This is a genomic window from Companilactobacillus hulinensis, assembly GCF_003946555.1.
Taxonomy (GTDB): domain Bacteria; phylum Bacillota; class Bacilli; order Lactobacillales; family Lactobacillaceae; genus Companilactobacillus; species Companilactobacillus hulinensis.
In genome coordinates this window covers 1-17,444 of sequence record NZ_RHOO01000012.1, presented here as the reverse complement: position 1 = coordinate 17,444, position 17,444 = coordinate 1, and the positions used below count along the sequence as shown (strand labels likewise).

Annotated in this window: 13 protein-coding genes; 1 reads left to right on the top strand and 12 read right to left on the bottom strand. The window is 37.6% G+C overall.

Annotated features, from left to right (window positions below):
• Positions 1-164: 164 nt before the first annotated feature.
• The 10 genes from EKM66_RS07410 to EKM66_RS07365 all read right to left on the bottom strand — a co-directional run bounded on the left by EKM66_RS07410 (position 165) and on the right by EKM66_RS07365 (position 13,881).
• A complete protein-coding gene (locus tag EKM66_RS07410) occupies positions 165-1,799 on the bottom strand; it encodes an alpha-amylase family glycosyl hydrolase (RefSeq protein WP_125763177.1) in 1,635 nt (544 codons plus the stop codon).
• Entirely contained in the window at positions 1,800-3,431 is a 1,632-nt protein-coding gene (locus EKM66_RS07405) for a glycoside hydrolase family 13 protein (RefSeq protein ID WP_125763174.1), read from the bottom strand.
• Between the two features lie 32 nt (positions 3,432-3,463).
• Positions 3,464-5,224: a glycoside hydrolase family 13 protein gene (locus EKM66_RS07400; protein WP_125763172.1), complete on the bottom strand. Its 1,761-nt coding sequence runs from the start codon at positions 5,222-5,224 to the stop codon at positions 3,464-3,466.
• Positions 5,225-5,363: 139 nt separating this feature from the next.
• Complete coding sequence (locus EKM66_RS07395; RefSeq protein WP_125763170.1) at positions 5,364-6,227, bottom strand: sugar ABC transporter permease; 864 nt, start codon at positions 6,225-6,227, stop codon at positions 5,364-5,366.
• Between the two features lie 3 nt (positions 6,228-6,230).
• Positions 6,231-7,580, bottom strand: coding sequence for a carbohydrate ABC transporter permease (locus EKM66_RS07390; RefSeq protein ID WP_125763168.1), 1,350 nt, complete (start codon positions 7,578-7,580; stop codon positions 6,231-6,233).
• 230 nt (positions 7,581-7,810) lie between these two features.
• On the bottom strand, positions 7,811-9,067 hold the full coding sequence (locus EKM66_RS07385) for an extracellular solute-binding protein (RefSeq protein WP_125763166.1): 1,257 nt from the start codon (positions 9,065-9,067) through the stop codon (positions 7,811-7,813).
• Between the two features lie 144 nt (positions 9,068-9,211).
• Positions 9,212-10,501 carry an alpha-amylase family glycosyl hydrolase gene (locus EKM66_RS07380; protein ID WP_125763164.1) on the bottom strand — a complete coding sequence of 430 codons (1,290 nt, stop codon included), beginning with the start codon at positions 10,499-10,501 and terminating at the stop codon, positions 9,212-9,214.
• Positions 10,494-12,167, bottom strand: a complete 1,674-nt coding sequence (locus EKM66_RS07375) for a glycoside hydrolase family 13 protein (protein ID WP_125763162.1) — start codon at positions 12,165-12,167, stop codon at positions 10,494-10,496. The genes EKM66_RS07380 and EKM66_RS07375 overlap by 8 nt, the downstream gene beginning before the upstream one ends.
• Before the next feature lie 134 nt (positions 12,168-12,301).
• Positions 12,302-13,249 (bottom strand): LacI family DNA-binding transcriptional regulator, encoded by a 948-nt coding sequence (locus EKM66_RS07370; RefSeq protein ID WP_125763160.1) that lies wholly within the window; start codon positions 13,247-13,249, stop codon positions 12,302-12,304.
• 131 nt (positions 13,250-13,380) lie between these two features.
• Positions 13,381-13,881, bottom strand: a complete 501-nt coding sequence (locus EKM66_RS07365) for a DoxX family protein (RefSeq protein WP_125763158.1) — start codon at positions 13,879-13,881, stop codon at positions 13,381-13,383.
• Positions 13,882-14,144: 263 nt separating this feature from the next.
• Here EKM66_RS07365 and EKM66_RS07360 point away from each other — a divergent pair, with 263 nt between their 5' ends.
• Positions 14,145-15,413 (top strand): glycosyltransferase family 2 protein, encoded by a 1,269-nt coding sequence (locus tag EKM66_RS07360; RefSeq protein ID WP_164505084.1) that lies wholly within the window; start codon positions 14,145-14,147, stop codon positions 15,411-15,413.
• Here EKM66_RS07360 and EKM66_RS12565 read toward each other — a convergent pair.
• Both EKM66_RS12565 and EKM66_RS07355 read right to left on the bottom strand, forming a co-directional pair.
• Positions 15,410-15,547, bottom strand: a complete 138-nt coding sequence (locus tag EKM66_RS12565; protein ID WP_164505083.1) for a hypothetical protein — start codon at positions 15,545-15,547, stop codon at positions 15,410-15,412. The two genes, EKM66_RS07360 and EKM66_RS12565, sit on opposite strands and share 4 nt — an antisense overlap.
• A gap of 130 nt (positions 15,548-15,677) precedes the next feature.
• Positions 15,678-16,784: a lactate oxidase gene (locus tag EKM66_RS07355; RefSeq protein WP_125763154.1), complete on the bottom strand. Its 1,107-nt coding sequence runs from the start codon at positions 16,782-16,784 to the stop codon at positions 15,678-15,680.
• Positions 16,785-17,444: the final 660 nt, after the last annotated feature.

The following is a 17,444-nucleotide window of genomic DNA, read 5'->3' as shown; positions in this document are numbered from 1 at the left end:
TGTTATGGCTTTAGCCATTACAGCACCAGACGAGTTTGTAGACTTACAAACTTCGTAAGTCTACAAATCGAGATCCAAGACCGTACCTCAGGCTTGGGTCGGTCTGCATAGCAGGTGATTATTTCAAGTCCTGGAGACGGGTAGCTAAACTAACGAATATAACTTTATATCGAACGTTCAAACATAACCCCATCAAATGGCGCTAGTTCAAGTTCGCTAGTAAGCTTAGTAATTGAAGTATTTGATAATCTCAGTTGCCAGTTTTCAGTAACTAATTCATCTGGCAGATTGATTGTTTGTGCCGTATCACTCAGATTAGTGATGATAACAAATTGTTTATCCTTATTTGTTCTTGTATATGCAAAGACATTCTTATCATCAGGCAATATCAAATCATAACTGCCTTCAATGAAAGTTGGTTCCGCTTTGCGTATTGCAATCATCTCTCGATAAAACTTCAATACCGAATGATTATCAGATTCTTCTGTAGCCACATTAACCGTAGAAGTATTCGGATTGACTTCCATCCATGGTGTTCCTGTAGTGAACCCGGCCTTAGCATCGGAATCCCATTGCATAGGTGTCCGTGAATGATCTCTAGTCCAATGAGTTATTTCGTTCAATGCTTGTTGTGGTTTCTCACCTTTTTCAAGTAATTGGTTATATCTCCATCTAGATTCATCGTCATCCACTTGATCAATTGAGGTGAACGGATAATTAGTCATTCCCAACTCTTGGCCTTGATAAATAAACGGCGTTCCTTTAAGAAAGAAATAAGACATAGCAATGGCAGTTGCTGACTTAACAGTCTCATTACCAAGTATTGTATTAATACGAGGATTATCGTGATTTTCATAGTACAAAGCATTCCAACCACTGTTCTCCTGATCCTTTTGCCAACGCGAAAGGACCTTTTTCATCCCTAAGACATCAATACGTTCTTCACCAGGATTACCTTTGCGAACATTGTGTTCCAACTCAAAGATCATATTAACGTAGCCTTTTTTATTAGGGTCAGTCCAATTAGGAGCCTGCTTACTAGTGACACCACTGGCTTCCCCAACTGTCATAATATTGTATTGATTGAAAATATCGCGCATTTCAGCCATATAATCATCAATACCTTTGACATTCATAAAGGCTGACCACGGATCGTCCTTAGGATCATAATCCCAAGGTTCCTTTTGAATGTGACTGATGGCATCCATTCTGAATCCGTCGATTCCAAGTTCCAACCACCAACGAATCATTTCGTAAATTTCTTCACGCATCTTAGGATTACGCCAATTCAAATCAGGCTGTTGTGGAGCAAAGACATGGAAATATGCTTGTTGCGTTGTCGGGTCATAGGTCCAAGTAGAATTACCAGAGAAACTAGTCCAGTTATTGGGCATCTTATCCGGCATTGCGTCAGCCCACATGTAATAATCTCGGTACGGATTATCCTTGGACTTTTTACTCTCAATAAACCATGGATGCTGATCACTAGTGTGGTTAACAACCAAATCAAGAATTATCTTGATACCGTTAACATGCGCTTGCTTCAGCAATTCTTCGAAGTCAGCCATAGTTCCGAATTCTGGTTGAATACCTTCGTAATCAGAAATATCGTAACCATTATCAACATTCGGTGACTTATAGATTGGATTTAACCAAATAAAATCAATACCTAGTTTTTTTAAGTAAGGTAACTTTTCAATAATACCTTGAATATCACCGATTCCATCACCATTTGAATCTTTAAAGCTACGTGGATATACCTGATACCCAATAGCATTTTTCCACCAGGGTTGTGACATTTAACCCACCACCTTAACAACAAATGACTGCCAAGGTTTCAAAGTCAAGTTATCTAATGACTTGATCTCAGCATCATAATTTTGAATAATCATTTCACCAGGTTTGATATCTGGTAAATGTAACACATGCTCATTATTAGAGAAATTATTAACTATCAGCCATGATTCGCCTTGATAATGACGCTCATATGCGAAGACTTCCTTATCGGTCTTCAATAATTCGAAGTCTCCCCAAACAATAATAGGATTATCTTTTCTAAGCTGAATCAACTTCTGATAAGTATAGAAAATAGAATTATTATCTACGAGTGCATCTTGAACATTGATCTGTTTGTAATTTGGATTCACTGGAATCCATGGTGTTCCACTTGAAAAACCGCCATTAACAGACTCATCCCATTGCATTGGAGTTCTAGCGTTATCACGACCTTTGACATTAATTGAATGGATCAGGTCCTTTGGATCGTAGCCTTCAGCTAAACGTTCCTTGTACATATTGCGACTTTCAATGTCAGATACTTCTGAAATATCTTTGACCGTTCTATTAGTCATACCAATCTCTTCACCTTGGAAGATATAAGGTGTTCCTTTAAGCATATGTAATAGAATTGCCAACATTTTAGCACTTTGAACACGATATTCCTTATCATTTCCCCAACGAGAAACAATTCTAGGCAAGTCGTGATTATTCCAGAATAATGAATTCCAACCGTCATTGTCCAATTCATTTTGCCATTTAGCAAAGATACGCTTCAAATCCTCGACATCAAATGGCTTCAGATCCCACTTGGATTTGCCAGGCTGCTCATCCAACCCAACATGTTCAAATTGGAAGACCATTCCTAGTTCATTACGCCTAGGATCAGAATACAGTTTGGCAATTTCAGGAGTCGCGCCCCAAGTCTCACCTACTGTAAGCAGATCCTTACCATGAAAGGTATTCTTGTTCATTTCCTGAAGGTATTCATGCAAGCGTGGCCCATTACCAGTGATCTTTTTATTAGGAACTTTCCCAATCAAATCAATAACGTCCATTCTAAATCCGCCGATTCCTTTGTCGATCCAGTAATTCATCATGTCATAAACCTCATGACGAACCTTCGGATTCTGCCAATTCAAATCAGGCATCTTTTTACTGAACAGATGCAAGTAATATTGATTGCTTGCCGGATCATATTGCCATGCAGTACCCGAAAAAGTCGATTGCAGGTCATTAGGGGCACCACCATCAGCAGCCGGATCTGCCCAAACATAGTAATCACGATATGGATTATCTTTACCCTTTTTGGCTTCAACAAACCATTTATTCTCATCTGAAGTATGGTTAACGACAAGATCCATAACAATTCTAATATTACGTTTCTTCGCCTCGGCAATTAAGTTATCCATATCTTCCATAGTTCCGAATTCATCCATAATGCCACGATAATCAGCAATATCATACCCATTATCGTCATTAGGCGATTTATAAACTGGTGAAAGCCAAATGGCACCGATCCCTAGTTTTTTCAAATAATCCAATTTACTAGTAATACCCTTTAGATCACCAATACCATCACCATTTGAATCTTTGAAACTTCGTGGATAAACCTGATATACGACAACTTGTTGCCACCAATGCTTGTTTTCCATTTTAAATCCTCCAAAAAATTAACACTTAGTTATTAGTTCAAGATTACGAATCCTTTTGGTTGAAGAGTGAAATTATCACCAAAGTTTTCGGCCAGATTACTCAATAATAATTCGCCATCAACTAGCACTACTTGTGCTTTATTTCCAGTATTGAAAATACCAGTAATTGTTTTACCATTCAATTCACGTGTCAAAGTCAAAAGTCCTTTGTCGTCTTGAGAAACATCCCAATCCATTGATCCTTCTGACATAACTTGATGATTAGTCTTACGGAATGAAATCAAGTCCTTGAAGAAGTCATACATCTTGTGGTCTTGATCTTTTTCATCCCAAACCATACATTTACGGCAATCAGGATCATCCGTACCGGTCATTCCATATTCATCACCATAATAAACACATGGAACACCAGGTTGAAGATATGTGAATCCTAGTACTTGTTTTTCAAGATCCTTGTCATCACCAGCAACAGTCAATAAACGAGCTGTATCATGTGAGTCCAGCACATTGAATTGAATTTGGTTAGTTTGTTTGCGATATAACATCAGTTGGTTATTGATTTCTGAAACAACCTTAGGAATGGACATTTCTTTCTTGATAAAGAAGTCCTTGATTAAATCTGTATAAGCATAATTCATAACGGCACTGAATTCGTCACCATTTAGCCAGCTTTGTGATGAGTGCCATACTTCACCAAGAATATAGAAATCTTTTTTAGCTGCATCACAAGTACGACGGAAGTCCTTCCAGAATTCATGGTCGATTTCGTTAGCAACATCTAGTCTCCAAGCATCGATATCGAATTCTTCGATCCAGTACTTAGCAATGTCTAATAGATACTTCTTAGCTTCTGGATTAGCGGTATTTATCTTAGGCATATGAGGTGTTGTTGCAAAGACATCATAGGTAATATCATGGGCATCTTCAAAGTCTTTGCCTTCTTCATATGATACTGGGAATTTGTTGATATGGAACCAGTCGGCATATTTAGAATTCTTGCCATTCTTAACAACATCTTGCCATTGAGGAGAATTGTCACCCATATGATTGAAGACAGCATCAAGCATTACTTTGATTCCACGCTTGTGACACTCTTCAACTAACTTCTTGAATAGCTTCTTATCACCGAAGCTTGGATCTATTTCCATATAGTCGATCGTATCGTATTTGTGGTTTGAATGTGCCTTAAAGATTGGACAGAAGTAGACACCATTGATACCTAGATCAACTAAATGATCAAGATGGTCGATAACCCCTTGTAGATCTCCTCCAAAGAAGTCTTGTCTGGCAGGATCTTTTGAACCCCATGGCAATGTACCTTCTGGGTCATTTGACTTATCACCATTGGCGAATCTTTCAGGGAATATTTGATACCAGACAGTTTTCTTAACCCAATCAGGAGCTTTGAAACGATCTATTTCATGGAAGTAAGGCATTCTGAAGTAATTATTTCCCTTGTGTACTGACTTATCATTATATGGGAATGCACCTTGGTCACCGTAAAGGATCTCAGTACCATCACGACCAACCACTTGGAAGGCATATGACATACGATTGAATGGTTCTTTTGTTTCAAGCTCCCAATAATCAAACAAATTGGTTGAGAGAGTTAATTTCATTGGAACAGGTTTTTCATTCCATTTTTCTTTGTCCATAGAATATGTATCACCATGAAGAAGATTGACGGCGATTGCATCTCCTCTAGCTGTTCTGATGCGTAAGTGCATCAAGTCTTTCTTATATAAAAATGCGTATTCACTATCGGGACGATGATAAATTGCTGCTGTATTCATTAAAAATTTCCACCTTTTTGTAATATTAATAAGAAAAAGGGCCTTGCATCAAAGAAATTCAATACAAAATGTAGTGAGTTAATTTTATGCAGGCCCTAAATTTATTTATAAATTCGAGTTGCTGATAAATCCTGTCTAACTATTTAACTGAACCAGAAGTGATACCCTCTACATAGTACTTTTGCATGTAAATGAATAGCAATGTAATAGGAATAGCGATAAGCACACACCCGGCTGTAAATGACATAAATAGTGAGTTAGCGGTTGTCTTGGTCATCATTGAATACAATCCAATCGCAACCGTGTAATCCTTAACATCATCACCCATGATGATCTTAGCGAAGATGAAGTCCATCCATGGTCCCATGAATGCCATCAAGGCTGTATAAACAATGATAGGTTTTGATAGTGGCAATGTGATCTTAGTAAAGATCTGCCACTTGTTGGCACCATCGATCATGGCTGATTCATCAAGTGCCATTGGAATAGTATCAAAGAATCCTTTGGCAACGTAGAAACCAAGTGCTGCACCAGCTGAATAGATAAGAACCAAAGCTACTAAGCTTTGTGTTAGATCCAAAGCCTTCAAGATGTAGTAAACGGCGATCATACTCATGAATCCAGGGAACATGTTCAATACCAAAGCAATCTTCAAGAATGGTCTTCTCATCTTGAAACGTAATCTTGATAATGAGTAAGCCATAGCGATTGTAATGAATGTTGACAACAAGCAACTGAATGTTGCTACAACAAATGTGTTAATGAACCAACGAACAAATGGGAAGTTCCCTGTTGAATCTGATAATAGTTTTGTATAGTTCGATAATGTAAAGCTCTTAGGCATGATGTATGGAACAAAGGCTCCACCTTCAGCTCTAAAACTTGTTAAAACAATCCAGACGATTGGGAATAGCCAGATAATAGACATAATTATTAGGATGGCATATACCAAGAAACGAGTATTTCTTTTTTTTGCTCTGTAATTTGTAGTTTTCGCTTCCATAATCTAACCCTCCTTGTAAGAATTCGTATGAGTGTATGCCCAAAGACTGAACACCGCTGATAAGATAAAGATCAAAATACCAATAACTGAAGCTAAGTTATAATCCATTGTATTAACGGTCAAGTTGTACAACCATGTAACAAGCAAATCGGTTGAACCGGCACCGTAGTAATTTGAGTTTGATGGTCCACCACCAGTTAATAGGAAGATAACATTGAAGTTATTGATGTTTCCGATAAACTGTTGGATCAATGATGGCATCATAACGAATAGAATCTGTGGGAATGTGATCGACTTGAAGATTTGGAACTTATTGGCACCATCCATCTCGGCGGCTTCAATTTGTTCTTGATCCAAGTTTTGAATAATACCTGTTGAGATCAACATTGTTGTTGGAATACCGATCCACATATTAACCATGATAATTGAGAACTTAGCTAATGTTGGATCTGATAAGAATGGAATTGACGTTGAGATAACGCCCCAGTTCTTCAACATAGCGTTGATAGGACCAGCATCATTCAATAAGTTATGCATAACAAGTAATGAAACGAATTGTGGAACAGCAATTGTGATAACGAAGATTGTTCTCCACATTTTCTTTAACTTGATACCTTTTGTATTAATAAGTAGAGCTAGGATAACTCCGAAGAAGAAACATGTGATTGTTGCGAATACAGCCCAAATCAATGTCCAGCTTAGAACTGGGAAGAATGTTGAAGCCATATCACCAGTAATAACATTACCGAAGTTACTGAAACCTACCCATGTAAACAAGTTCTTGGGTGGTAAGTGAACGTGATCGTAATTTGTAAAAGCAATTGAGATCATGTATAGCAATGGCAAAATCGTGAAGAATAATACACCTAACAATGGAACAGTCATCAATGTAATATGGAAACGTTCATTGACTAAGCTACTCAAGTCCTGCTTAAGTGTTGCTACAGGTTCTCCGGCAGCCTTTGTTTCATATATGTGACGTGCACTCCTCAAGTTGATGATATACATTGAAATCATCACGATACATAGTAGAATTGCGGCAATTCCGAAAAGGAGAAGCAACATTGAGTTGTCACCCTTTTGTAGAACATCGATACCTAAGTTAGTATCATAATGCAATCCTTGTTTCTTTGTTCCTAAAGTTTGTAACATTGCTAGAGCATGAATACCATTTTGGATAAACCATGCGAAGAAGCCTATTTCGACTGCTAAGAAGATACAACCTTTGAGGATTTGTTTATTGGCAAAGTTGGCAGCACCCATGATGATGAATGACAGTTTCATGCCAATGTCGCCTTTTTTAAACAATTCTCTGTATGTTATATGTTGTTCTCCGTACCTTTTTTTAAACATATAATCGCACCCTTACTTTCATTTGAATCCCTCTGTGTGAATCAAACTGAATAATTTCTGAATATAACTTGGTGAAAGGAAGATTCCTGCACCTCCCACAGATAACAAATGTGGCACCAAGTACTCAGGCCTAGTACCACATCTGTTATCCTAAGAAAGCTAAGAATCTAATCAGCTTTCACTACTCGTGAATGAGTTTTAAAAACCAACATAGTTTCTACCGCTCTTAATTATTTAGATTTCTTTGAAGTATCTTTAACAAATTTGTTCAACTTGTCTTGATATTGTGAAGACTTGATCTTGCCCTTGTATGTATCATTGATCAATGAGTCCATTGGAGGCCAGAATGAAATGATTTCTGGTAACTTAGGCATAACAACTGTATGGTTAGCATCTGACATTTCTAGAACTGACTTAGCAGTTTGATCTTTTTGTACTTCTGATAGTGCTTGTGCCTTCTTGTTTGTTGGTACAACACCGTTCTTTTCAAATTCAACCTTTTGTGTAGCTTCGTTACTTAAGTATTTAGCAAGTGCTAATGAAGCAACTGGTGATTTAGTTTGTTGGTTAACACCATAAACTTTAACACCCAAGAATGCCTTCATTTGTGTATCACCATTACCGAAGTTAACTGTTGGATATGCGGCAACTGCCATGTTCTTGCCAAGAGCTTTCTTAACATCGTTCTTTGACCATGGACCTGAAAGGAATGCATCAATCTTACCTGATTGTAAGTTTGATAGTGCAGCATCACTTGTTTGTACAACACCTTTGTTTTGCTTTTGTGAAGCAATCCATTGTAGAACTTGAACACCTTGTTCATTGTTGATGTTTGTACCCTTTAGATCTTCACCGTTTGAACCATAAATTTGATCTCCGTTACTTAGGAATAATGGAGCAAAGATATAGTTGGCACCGGCATCACCGAAGTTTGTACCTAATTTACCTTTAGAAGTCATTGTGTCCCAGCTCTTAACATCCTCTGCTGAAAGCTTTGACTTATTGTAATAAAGAACTTGTGATTCAACACCATAAGGGAATCCGTAAACCTTGCCCTTATATGTAACACCATCAACAGCTGATTGAATATCATTATCCTTAATAGTTGTTGTGTTCTTCTTACCTACTGGATATAGCAATCCGGCTTCTGCCATTTGACCAATTTGATCATGTGGCATCATGAAGACATCGGCAGCTTTTTCAGGATCCTTTGAAACATCCTTCATAGCATCGGCTGATGAACCAGATTTAACAGTTACGTGAATCTTTGGATTAGACTTCTCGAACTTCTTGACTTGGCTCTTGATAGCAGCGACATGCTCTGTATCGATCCAAACCTTGATATCACCCTTCATTTCTGTACCACCAGCGACAGGCTTGCTATCACTGCTGCTGCTACTCTTGCTGCCACAACCAGCTAATGTCATAAGTGACATGCTGACGATCAAGCTTCCAAGAAGTAACTTTTTCCAATTCTTCTTCTTCATTTCTTTTCCCTCCTATAACTTTCGTAACTCATAATGCATATCGATTACACTTTTTATATTAAACGATTTTCGTACCTTTGCAATCGCTTTCAGGATGTTACCGATAACAAGATTTGTAACTCAATATAAATTTGGCTTTGTTTACTAAACATTACCTTCAATAATTACTGGGCCATAGTTGATCTCAACGATACCATGACGTACAGTAACTGGTTTACCATCCACGAGATTACTGTATTCTCCATCAGGTAATGCGACTCTAACATGTCCACAATTACCTTTAAGTGTGAAGATACCTACTCGTTGTTTGTTTACTAACTTAAAGTCCACTTTGACGATATCATTCGACTCAGCTGTTACTTCATATGCACCAGCATATTGAATTTGCGCTTGACTCAACTCATGCATACGAACAATTAGGTCACTTAATTCAACTTCATGCTTGTCCCAATTCAACTTGTCTGATTCGAATAAATCAGGTTTGTGTGACATACCATACTCTTGACCAGCATATACCAGAGTTGATCCTTTCTGGAATTCAGAGAATGCTGTCCAGTTGATCAAATCATTCTCATTAGGGAACAAATCATGAGCACGATCATTATCGTGGTTCTCTAAGGCACGCATCTTAATATAGTTTGCAGGATATATAAGTTCTTGATTATTTAAAGCCTTAACATATTCGTCTAGTTCAATCTTACCGTCAATATAGTCATGCCATGTTTGATTAATATCATAATCATAAGCGTAGTCGAAAGCCTGGTAGCTCTCACTATCTGTAGACATCCAGAATCCCTTGTCACGTTGAACTTTGATGTAGTCTCCACCAGTTGTTTCAGCTAACCAGAGAACATTGGCTTTAACCTTATTGACGCTCTCACGTGCTTGCTCCCAGAACTTGATAGGAACTTGTGGTGCAACATCACAACGGAATCCGTCAACTACCTTAGCATATTGTTCAAGTGTCTCAATTTGATACTTCCAGAGATCAATGTTGCCGTAATCTAGTTCAGCGACATCTGTCCAATCGGGGTTCTTAGGGAATAGTTTGCCTGAATCATCACGCAAGAACCATTCTGGATGCTCCTTCAATAGAACAGAATCACGTGAAGTATGGTTATAAACAATATCGATCATGAGCTTCATACCACGTTTGTGGATCTCATCTGCCAAATATTCAAAGTCATCCCATGTACCAAGTGCGGGATCAATTGCACGATAATCCTTGATAGAATACGGAGAACCCAAGGTTCCCTTTCGATCTACTTCACCAATTGGATTGATTGGTAATAACCAAATATAATCAGTTCCTAACGACTTGATACGATCCAAGTCGGGAACAACTGCACGAAGTGTACCTTCCTCAGTATGATTACGGACAAAAATACAGTACAACTGCTTAGATCTTAATTTAATGCTGGTATCATCAGCCATTGATTTCTTCCTCCTCTTTTACTAGTGCACAACAGCCCCATGGCTCCAAGTGCACGACTTGACCTGTTACATCGACCTTTTGATTAGCAAGTGCCACTTTTAGATTCTTGTTAGTTGGCAGAACATAATCAATCGGTTTATCTGAATAATTGATAACAACGATTCCGTAACTATCATTAATAGTACGTTCGTAAGCCAAAATATCCTTATTAGTTGCCAACAAACAGTAGTCACCTTGACTAAATAGCGATGTTGACTTCAATCTCAACAATTTTTGATAGAAACTAAGCATACTGTTGTCATCTGATACTTCCGCTTTGGCACTTGCAGGAAGCTGCTTAGCCCAATTCCAAGGCTGGACATTGGAGAAGCCGCCAAACTCTGAGTCATCCCATTGGAATGGTCCACGAGCAGTCATTTCATCTTCTTCGTTTAACAGTGCCAAAATATCGTCATCATCGAATTTCTGCGCACGTAAGTTATCGATCAACTCGACTGCACGCTGATCATCGAAATCATCAACACTTTGATACTTCAATCCATGCTGCCCAATTTCTTCACCATAATATATGATAGGAATTCCACGTTGCAAGAACATCATCATAGCCAAAGACTTCTGTAATTTCGGATCATCAGTAGGTAGATTCAACCTATCAACGAAGCGACTGACATCGTGATTACCCCAAGTTAATGCAGGATAACTAATGTTGGCAAGAACGCTCTCCCAATCAACAAATGTCTCCTTGAAGTGATCCAGTGAGAACTTACGTGGTTGGAAGAATCCTTTGACCTTTGAATCATCATCGTAAACTTCACCATAATTGTTAGAAGAAACAATTACATCGCACTCGTCTTCTTCAGGTCTTGTATACTCTGCGGCTTGATGTGAATCAGCTGATGAAGCTTCACCAAACAAGAATGTATCAGGATTTTGTTCCTTAACTTCACTTACGAAACCACTGAGATATTGTTTAACTTCTGGTAGTTTGGCATAGAATGTATCATCTGTTGGATACTTACCACTCTTCAATGACATTTGCTTCAAATTGGCCTTAGCCATATGTATGAAGGCGTCCAATCTGAATCCATCAACACCTTTATCGACCCAGAACTTAGCAATATCCGCCATCGAACGTTGAACCTCAACATTCTTCCAGTTCAAATCAGGCATCTTCTTATCAAATAGATGGAAGTAATAATTATTACTTTCTGGACTAACCTTTGTCCAAACACTTCCACCGAAGAATGAACCCCAGTTATTAGGTTCATGACCATTGACACCTTTTTGCCAGATGTAATAGTCCTTAAAGATACTATTAGGATTGCTGAGGGCATCCTTAAACCATGGATGCTGATCAGACGTGTGATTAATAGGTAGATCTAGGATTACGTGTAAATCACGTTCGTGAGCTTCCTTGATCAATTGCTCAAAATCATCTGTCGTTCCAATACTTGGATCAATTGCAAAATAATTTGATACATCATATCCATTATCGATTTGTGGTGAAACAAAAATTGGATTAAGCCAAATTGTGTTGACACCAAGATTCTTGATGTAATCTAATCGCTTAATTATCCCCTGTAGGTCTCCAATTCCGTCATCGTTAGTGTCTTGAAAACTTTTGGGATATATTTGGTAAATAATCGCATTATCATACCATTTCATAGTAATTTCCTCCCCTATTTTAAAAAGACGCCCGGATTGTTCCGGTAAGCGTTTTCAAAATATGCTTAAGCCCAGTATAGAAAAAGAGACCTTGCATATACAAGGTCTCTTTCCATGTTACCGATAACAGATTTCTAGTCTCGCAATGTACCACCAAGACTTATTTTTGGCTCAAAAATCAAATTTCCAGGAGAAGCATTTGTTTTGATCTTATCTAACAAGTTCTCTCCACAGGCGCTGCCCATTTCAATAATTGACTGTTTGACTGTAGTGATTTTGGGTGATGCTACTTGATTAAGGAATACACCGTCAAAGCCAGTGACTCCATAATCGTCTGGTACTTTGCCGCCACATCTAGATATTGCACGTTCAACACCCATTGCAAGGCGATCGGATGCACAGATGAAGGCAGTATTTTGTTGAATTTCATCCCAATGTGAGCGAATGAATTCTTCTGATAAATGACTATGATTGCCGAATCTATGTAATTCTGGAATCATTTGATTCTCTTGAACTTGTTGAATATAACCAGCCTCTCGAGAATATTCAAACGATTCCTTACTATCTATACCTATATAAACTAAATGTTCATAACCTTTTTCCAAAGCAAGTCTTGCCATACGATAAGTTCCTGCTTTGTTATTAGTATCAACGAAATCTAACCCGTAACGATTCTCACCGAACATTATTACTGGTTTATCTAATTTCTGGACCCATTCCAAGTCACCCTTGCGCATACCAGTGATGATATACCCATCACAATTACCTATACCAAAATTACGACGTGTAACCAATTGAAGTGAATATTGATGAAGATCTAGTGTCTTCGCTACACCAACCATCAGGTTCATAAAATATGGTTCTGTAGTATCAATATCTTCCAGAATACATAACTTGATGATCCTTGTAGAATTGTTCACTAACGCCTTTGCAATCAAATTTGGTTGATAATCCAGCTCTTTCATTGCCTGATATACCAATTGCTTTAATTCATCTGTAACTTTGTCTGGATGATTAATAACACGAGAAACAGTCATTTTTGAAACATTAGCACGCTTGGCTACATCCATTAATGTTGCCATATCAGACACTCCCCAAATAACAAATTTGTTACCAAGTATTATTATACCAATTGATTAATAAATGTTCATTATATATCGAGAAATTAAAAAGACCTCAACAATGTGATAACAATGTTGAAATCTTTATATATTTAGAAATCATATTTGGTTTTTTGCTTGAAGATATGTGTTCTGATCCAAGGAATTACCCAGTAATCCAAACCAATTTTACCAGCGTTGAAACCAGCAAAGATAATGAACATTTCAAAGAAAATGTATTCTGGATTAACTGATATAGCACCAGCTAAAAGATATGAGAAGTTCATCATCAAACCAAAAAATGTGGCAGCGGTCGTTAAACAACCAAAAATCAAACCTAATCCAACTAGGAACTCACCCCAAGGTACAATAAAGCTGATCACACCGTTGTTAGGTAAGATAACATGTTGAACCATGCTATTGAACCAAGGATATAAAACGTTACCCTCTGGACCCTTAACAGGGTTCTTAATAACGCCCATCAACATTCCTTGAGCTGAGAAACCACCTGTGATTTTACCCCAGCCGGCTATTGCCCACTCAAAACCGAAATAAATTCTGATAATTGCTAGAACAATTGAAGCATATTTGCTTTCACGTAAAAATTTAACCATTTCATTCACCCCTTCTACTATTATGAAACATTTTAAATAATACTACTTTGTGATTATATAAACAATGAATCAATACTTTATATATTAAATTCATTATTTTAAGTTAAAAGTGTAATAGTAGTCAGGAATAATTTTTAATTTAATATTTTTTTGAAATTTAATCTTAATGATTGAATGCCACAGCCTGCATACCCTTTGTACATCATAAATACTTGATAATCATTCTTGACCACGTCAAAATGAGGCACCAAAGGGGTGATAATATGGTATTTTATATCATTGCTTTATTTTTATTCATGACACAATGCTTTTTAATGATTTTTACCTTTTTTAACGACAAACATACTACTAATAACAACAATCATAAGAATGAAGGCTTTTTCTACATAGTATTGATACCTTGCCTCAACGAAGAAAAGGTAATTGGAAATACCTTGAATCAATTGATCGATCTAAATATTTCAAAGCACATTATCGTTATTGATGACGATTCAGATGACAACACGGTTGCGGTTGCTGAAAACATATCTGGTCCGATCTCAATTCTAAAACGTACCAAGCCAAATGCCAGAACCGGCAAAGGAAGTGCTCTTAATTCTGCCATACCGCTTATCAAACAGTTAATGGAAGAAAAAAATCTCGATGCTACTAAAACAATTATCGGTGTGATGGATGCCGATGGTGTTCTAAGCTACAATTCTGGTGATGAATTAAACGCCGCATTTGTTGATAAAAGTGTAGCCGCAGCGCAACTTCGTGTAAAAATGAAATCACCAAAGACAATACTACAAACATTTCAGGATATTGAATTCTTTGTAATCAATCATTTAACACAACTATTCAGAAGTTACATAGACGCCGCTGCCTTATGCGGAAATGGACAATTCTTCAGGGCTTCATCAGTCTTTGAGCGCCTTGGAGATCATCCATGGGGTGACGCTTTGTTAGAAGATTATGAACTAACATTAAGAATGAAATTAAAAGGATTAAAAATAAAATACATCGGTAATGCCTATGTGGATCAAGAAGCACTCACAAGTTTGAAAAAATTAGTTATTCAACGTGCTCGCTGGTCACAAGGTGGATTCAACTGTTGGGTATACTTGAAAAAGGTTCTAACATCAAATATCATGTCAAATTTACAAAAAATGGACGTAATTTTGTTCTGTATTATGCCAATACTCAATATACTGTCCGACTTTGCAATAATTTTTTATACATGCAAGTTCTTTATGATTGGATCAAGTGACTTGATCAGAACTGCAATTGCCCTATTCTTCTTATCTGTTCTAGGATTATTGTTTGGAGCGCTATTTACAGAACTCTACATTGAAGAATTAAAACGAACTGAAAAAAAAGGTGTGGTAATTTACCACACCGACTTCTTGAATGATAGTTCAAATATTTTTAAAAGAATCAAAGCTATTGCTCTTGTTTCCTATATGTACGTTGTTTTCTTTGGAAGTTTAATGATTTCCATTATACGTTTATCTGAGAAGAACAATAGTTGGGTCAAAACCAAGCGTATTTAACTACGTTTCTTCTTCCAATTCAAATACTCATATAATATGAATCCTATTAGAATGCTCAATAACAAACAAGGTAAATAATAGTTAGGAATAAAGATACTCTTACCAATTATTTGGAAGATTACTGATTTAAACATCGCAATCACCTCTAACTTGATTTATGGAGATTGTTGCATGTTTAAACACATAATTCAAATAAATTAAACTATACAAAAACAGTGCTTTGACTTCTTAAGTCCCAGCACTATTTTTGATTAACTTTATAAATTAATTGGTTTTCAATAATTTGGCATGTTTTACGTCTTCAATAGTCTTAGTACCAGCTAATTGCATGATCGTCTTCAATTCATCGTTAAGATGCTCAACAACAGAATATACACCATCAGCACCACCAAGAGCTAATCCATATATAACTGGTCTTCCCATGGCAACCATATCAGCACCACTAGCCAATGCTTTGAACACGTGTGATCCGCGACGAACACCACTATCAAAGATAATTGGAACTCTGTGATTAACAGCTTTGGCAACATCAGTCAAAACATCAAATGATGCTGGTCCACCGTTTAATTGACGGCCACCGTGATTCGACACTTGGATACCATCCGCACCAGCACCAATTGCAAGTAGAGCATCCTCTGGACTTTGAACACCCTTAACAATAACGGGTAATCCAGCAATATCCTTAATTCGTTGAACGTCAGCCGGACTGATCTTTTGAGCAGCAGCAGCATAAATCTCACCGATACCTTTACCTTCTCCATCGCCTTCGCTGAATTTAGTTAAGTTAGCCATTGGAATTGGGAATTGGAAGTCATTAATGATATCTGACTCACGATAACCATCAACAGTGGCATCAGCAGTTAAAACAATAGCTTTAGCACCAGCCTTTTTGGCTTCTTTTAGCAAACTTTCGTTGAAAGTCCAATCTTTACTCATATAAAGCTGGAAGAATTGAGGAGCACCATTTCCAGCTGCCATTGTGTCAGCAATTGAAGTTGATGAATAAGTACTTTGCTCCATCAAAGTTCCAGCTTTGGCAATACCCTTTGCCGTGTCAATTTCACCCTTAGCATGTGCCAACCCTTGTGCTGCGGTCGCAGTCATCATAATGGGTGTCTTAACATTAATGCCAAAAAAGCTTGTATTTGTTTGTGGATCCTCAATATCACTCAAAACATGTGGGATAATCTGGACATGATTGAATGCTTCAGTATTTGCCTTTAACGTCCAATTGTCCTCTGAACCACCAGCAATATATCCGAAACCACCCTTAGGGATGATTTTTTCAGCTCTAGCTTCCAAACTCGGTAGGTTTAGAACATCAATCATTTTTTCGTTATCATTTTGAAAATATCCATTTGTTTCTGTCATTTAATAACCCTCCAATTTCTAAGTCGTGATCATATTAGACTTAGATATACACATTGGCAACAATTCTTTCTCGATGTTTGCCATTGTGCCAAGGATTAGTATTCTGTTGTATTGATTATACTTTCTGTTTCCGCCTCCGATTGCAAGAATTTTACCTTCCGTGGGACCGGTTCGAGCCAAGGTCTCTCACCTCGACTTTAAGCTTTGCTTCGCAAATCTTAAAGTTCGTCCGTGGCTTTCGCCACCTCACGGCAGGTAAAATTCTTGCAATCTCCGGCTAATGTACATTCTGGAATTAACTAAATATACAATATCTTAAATGATTATTTGTCCACTTCACATTCATAGATATTCCAACATCTTTTTAATTACTAACGTACTTAGATTTTGTACGAACTTTTTATGTTCATTCAATATAGAACATGCAAAAAAAAGCGGAGGAGGAAAGCAATTTGAACCAGCAGTGGCAGTGTTGTTGAACGGTGGTCTGCCGTTCTTACAACACAGGGCAATAGTGAAATCCGTGGTCTATGCGGAGTTCACTATTGAGACTTCAGACCGCACTTTGGCTGAAGTCGTACCCCAGTGCGCCCGGCATGGGCGCTAACTTGGTGGTGAAAGTCCACTGTGAGCCGTAGTAGTCGGAATCACTAGCTAAGG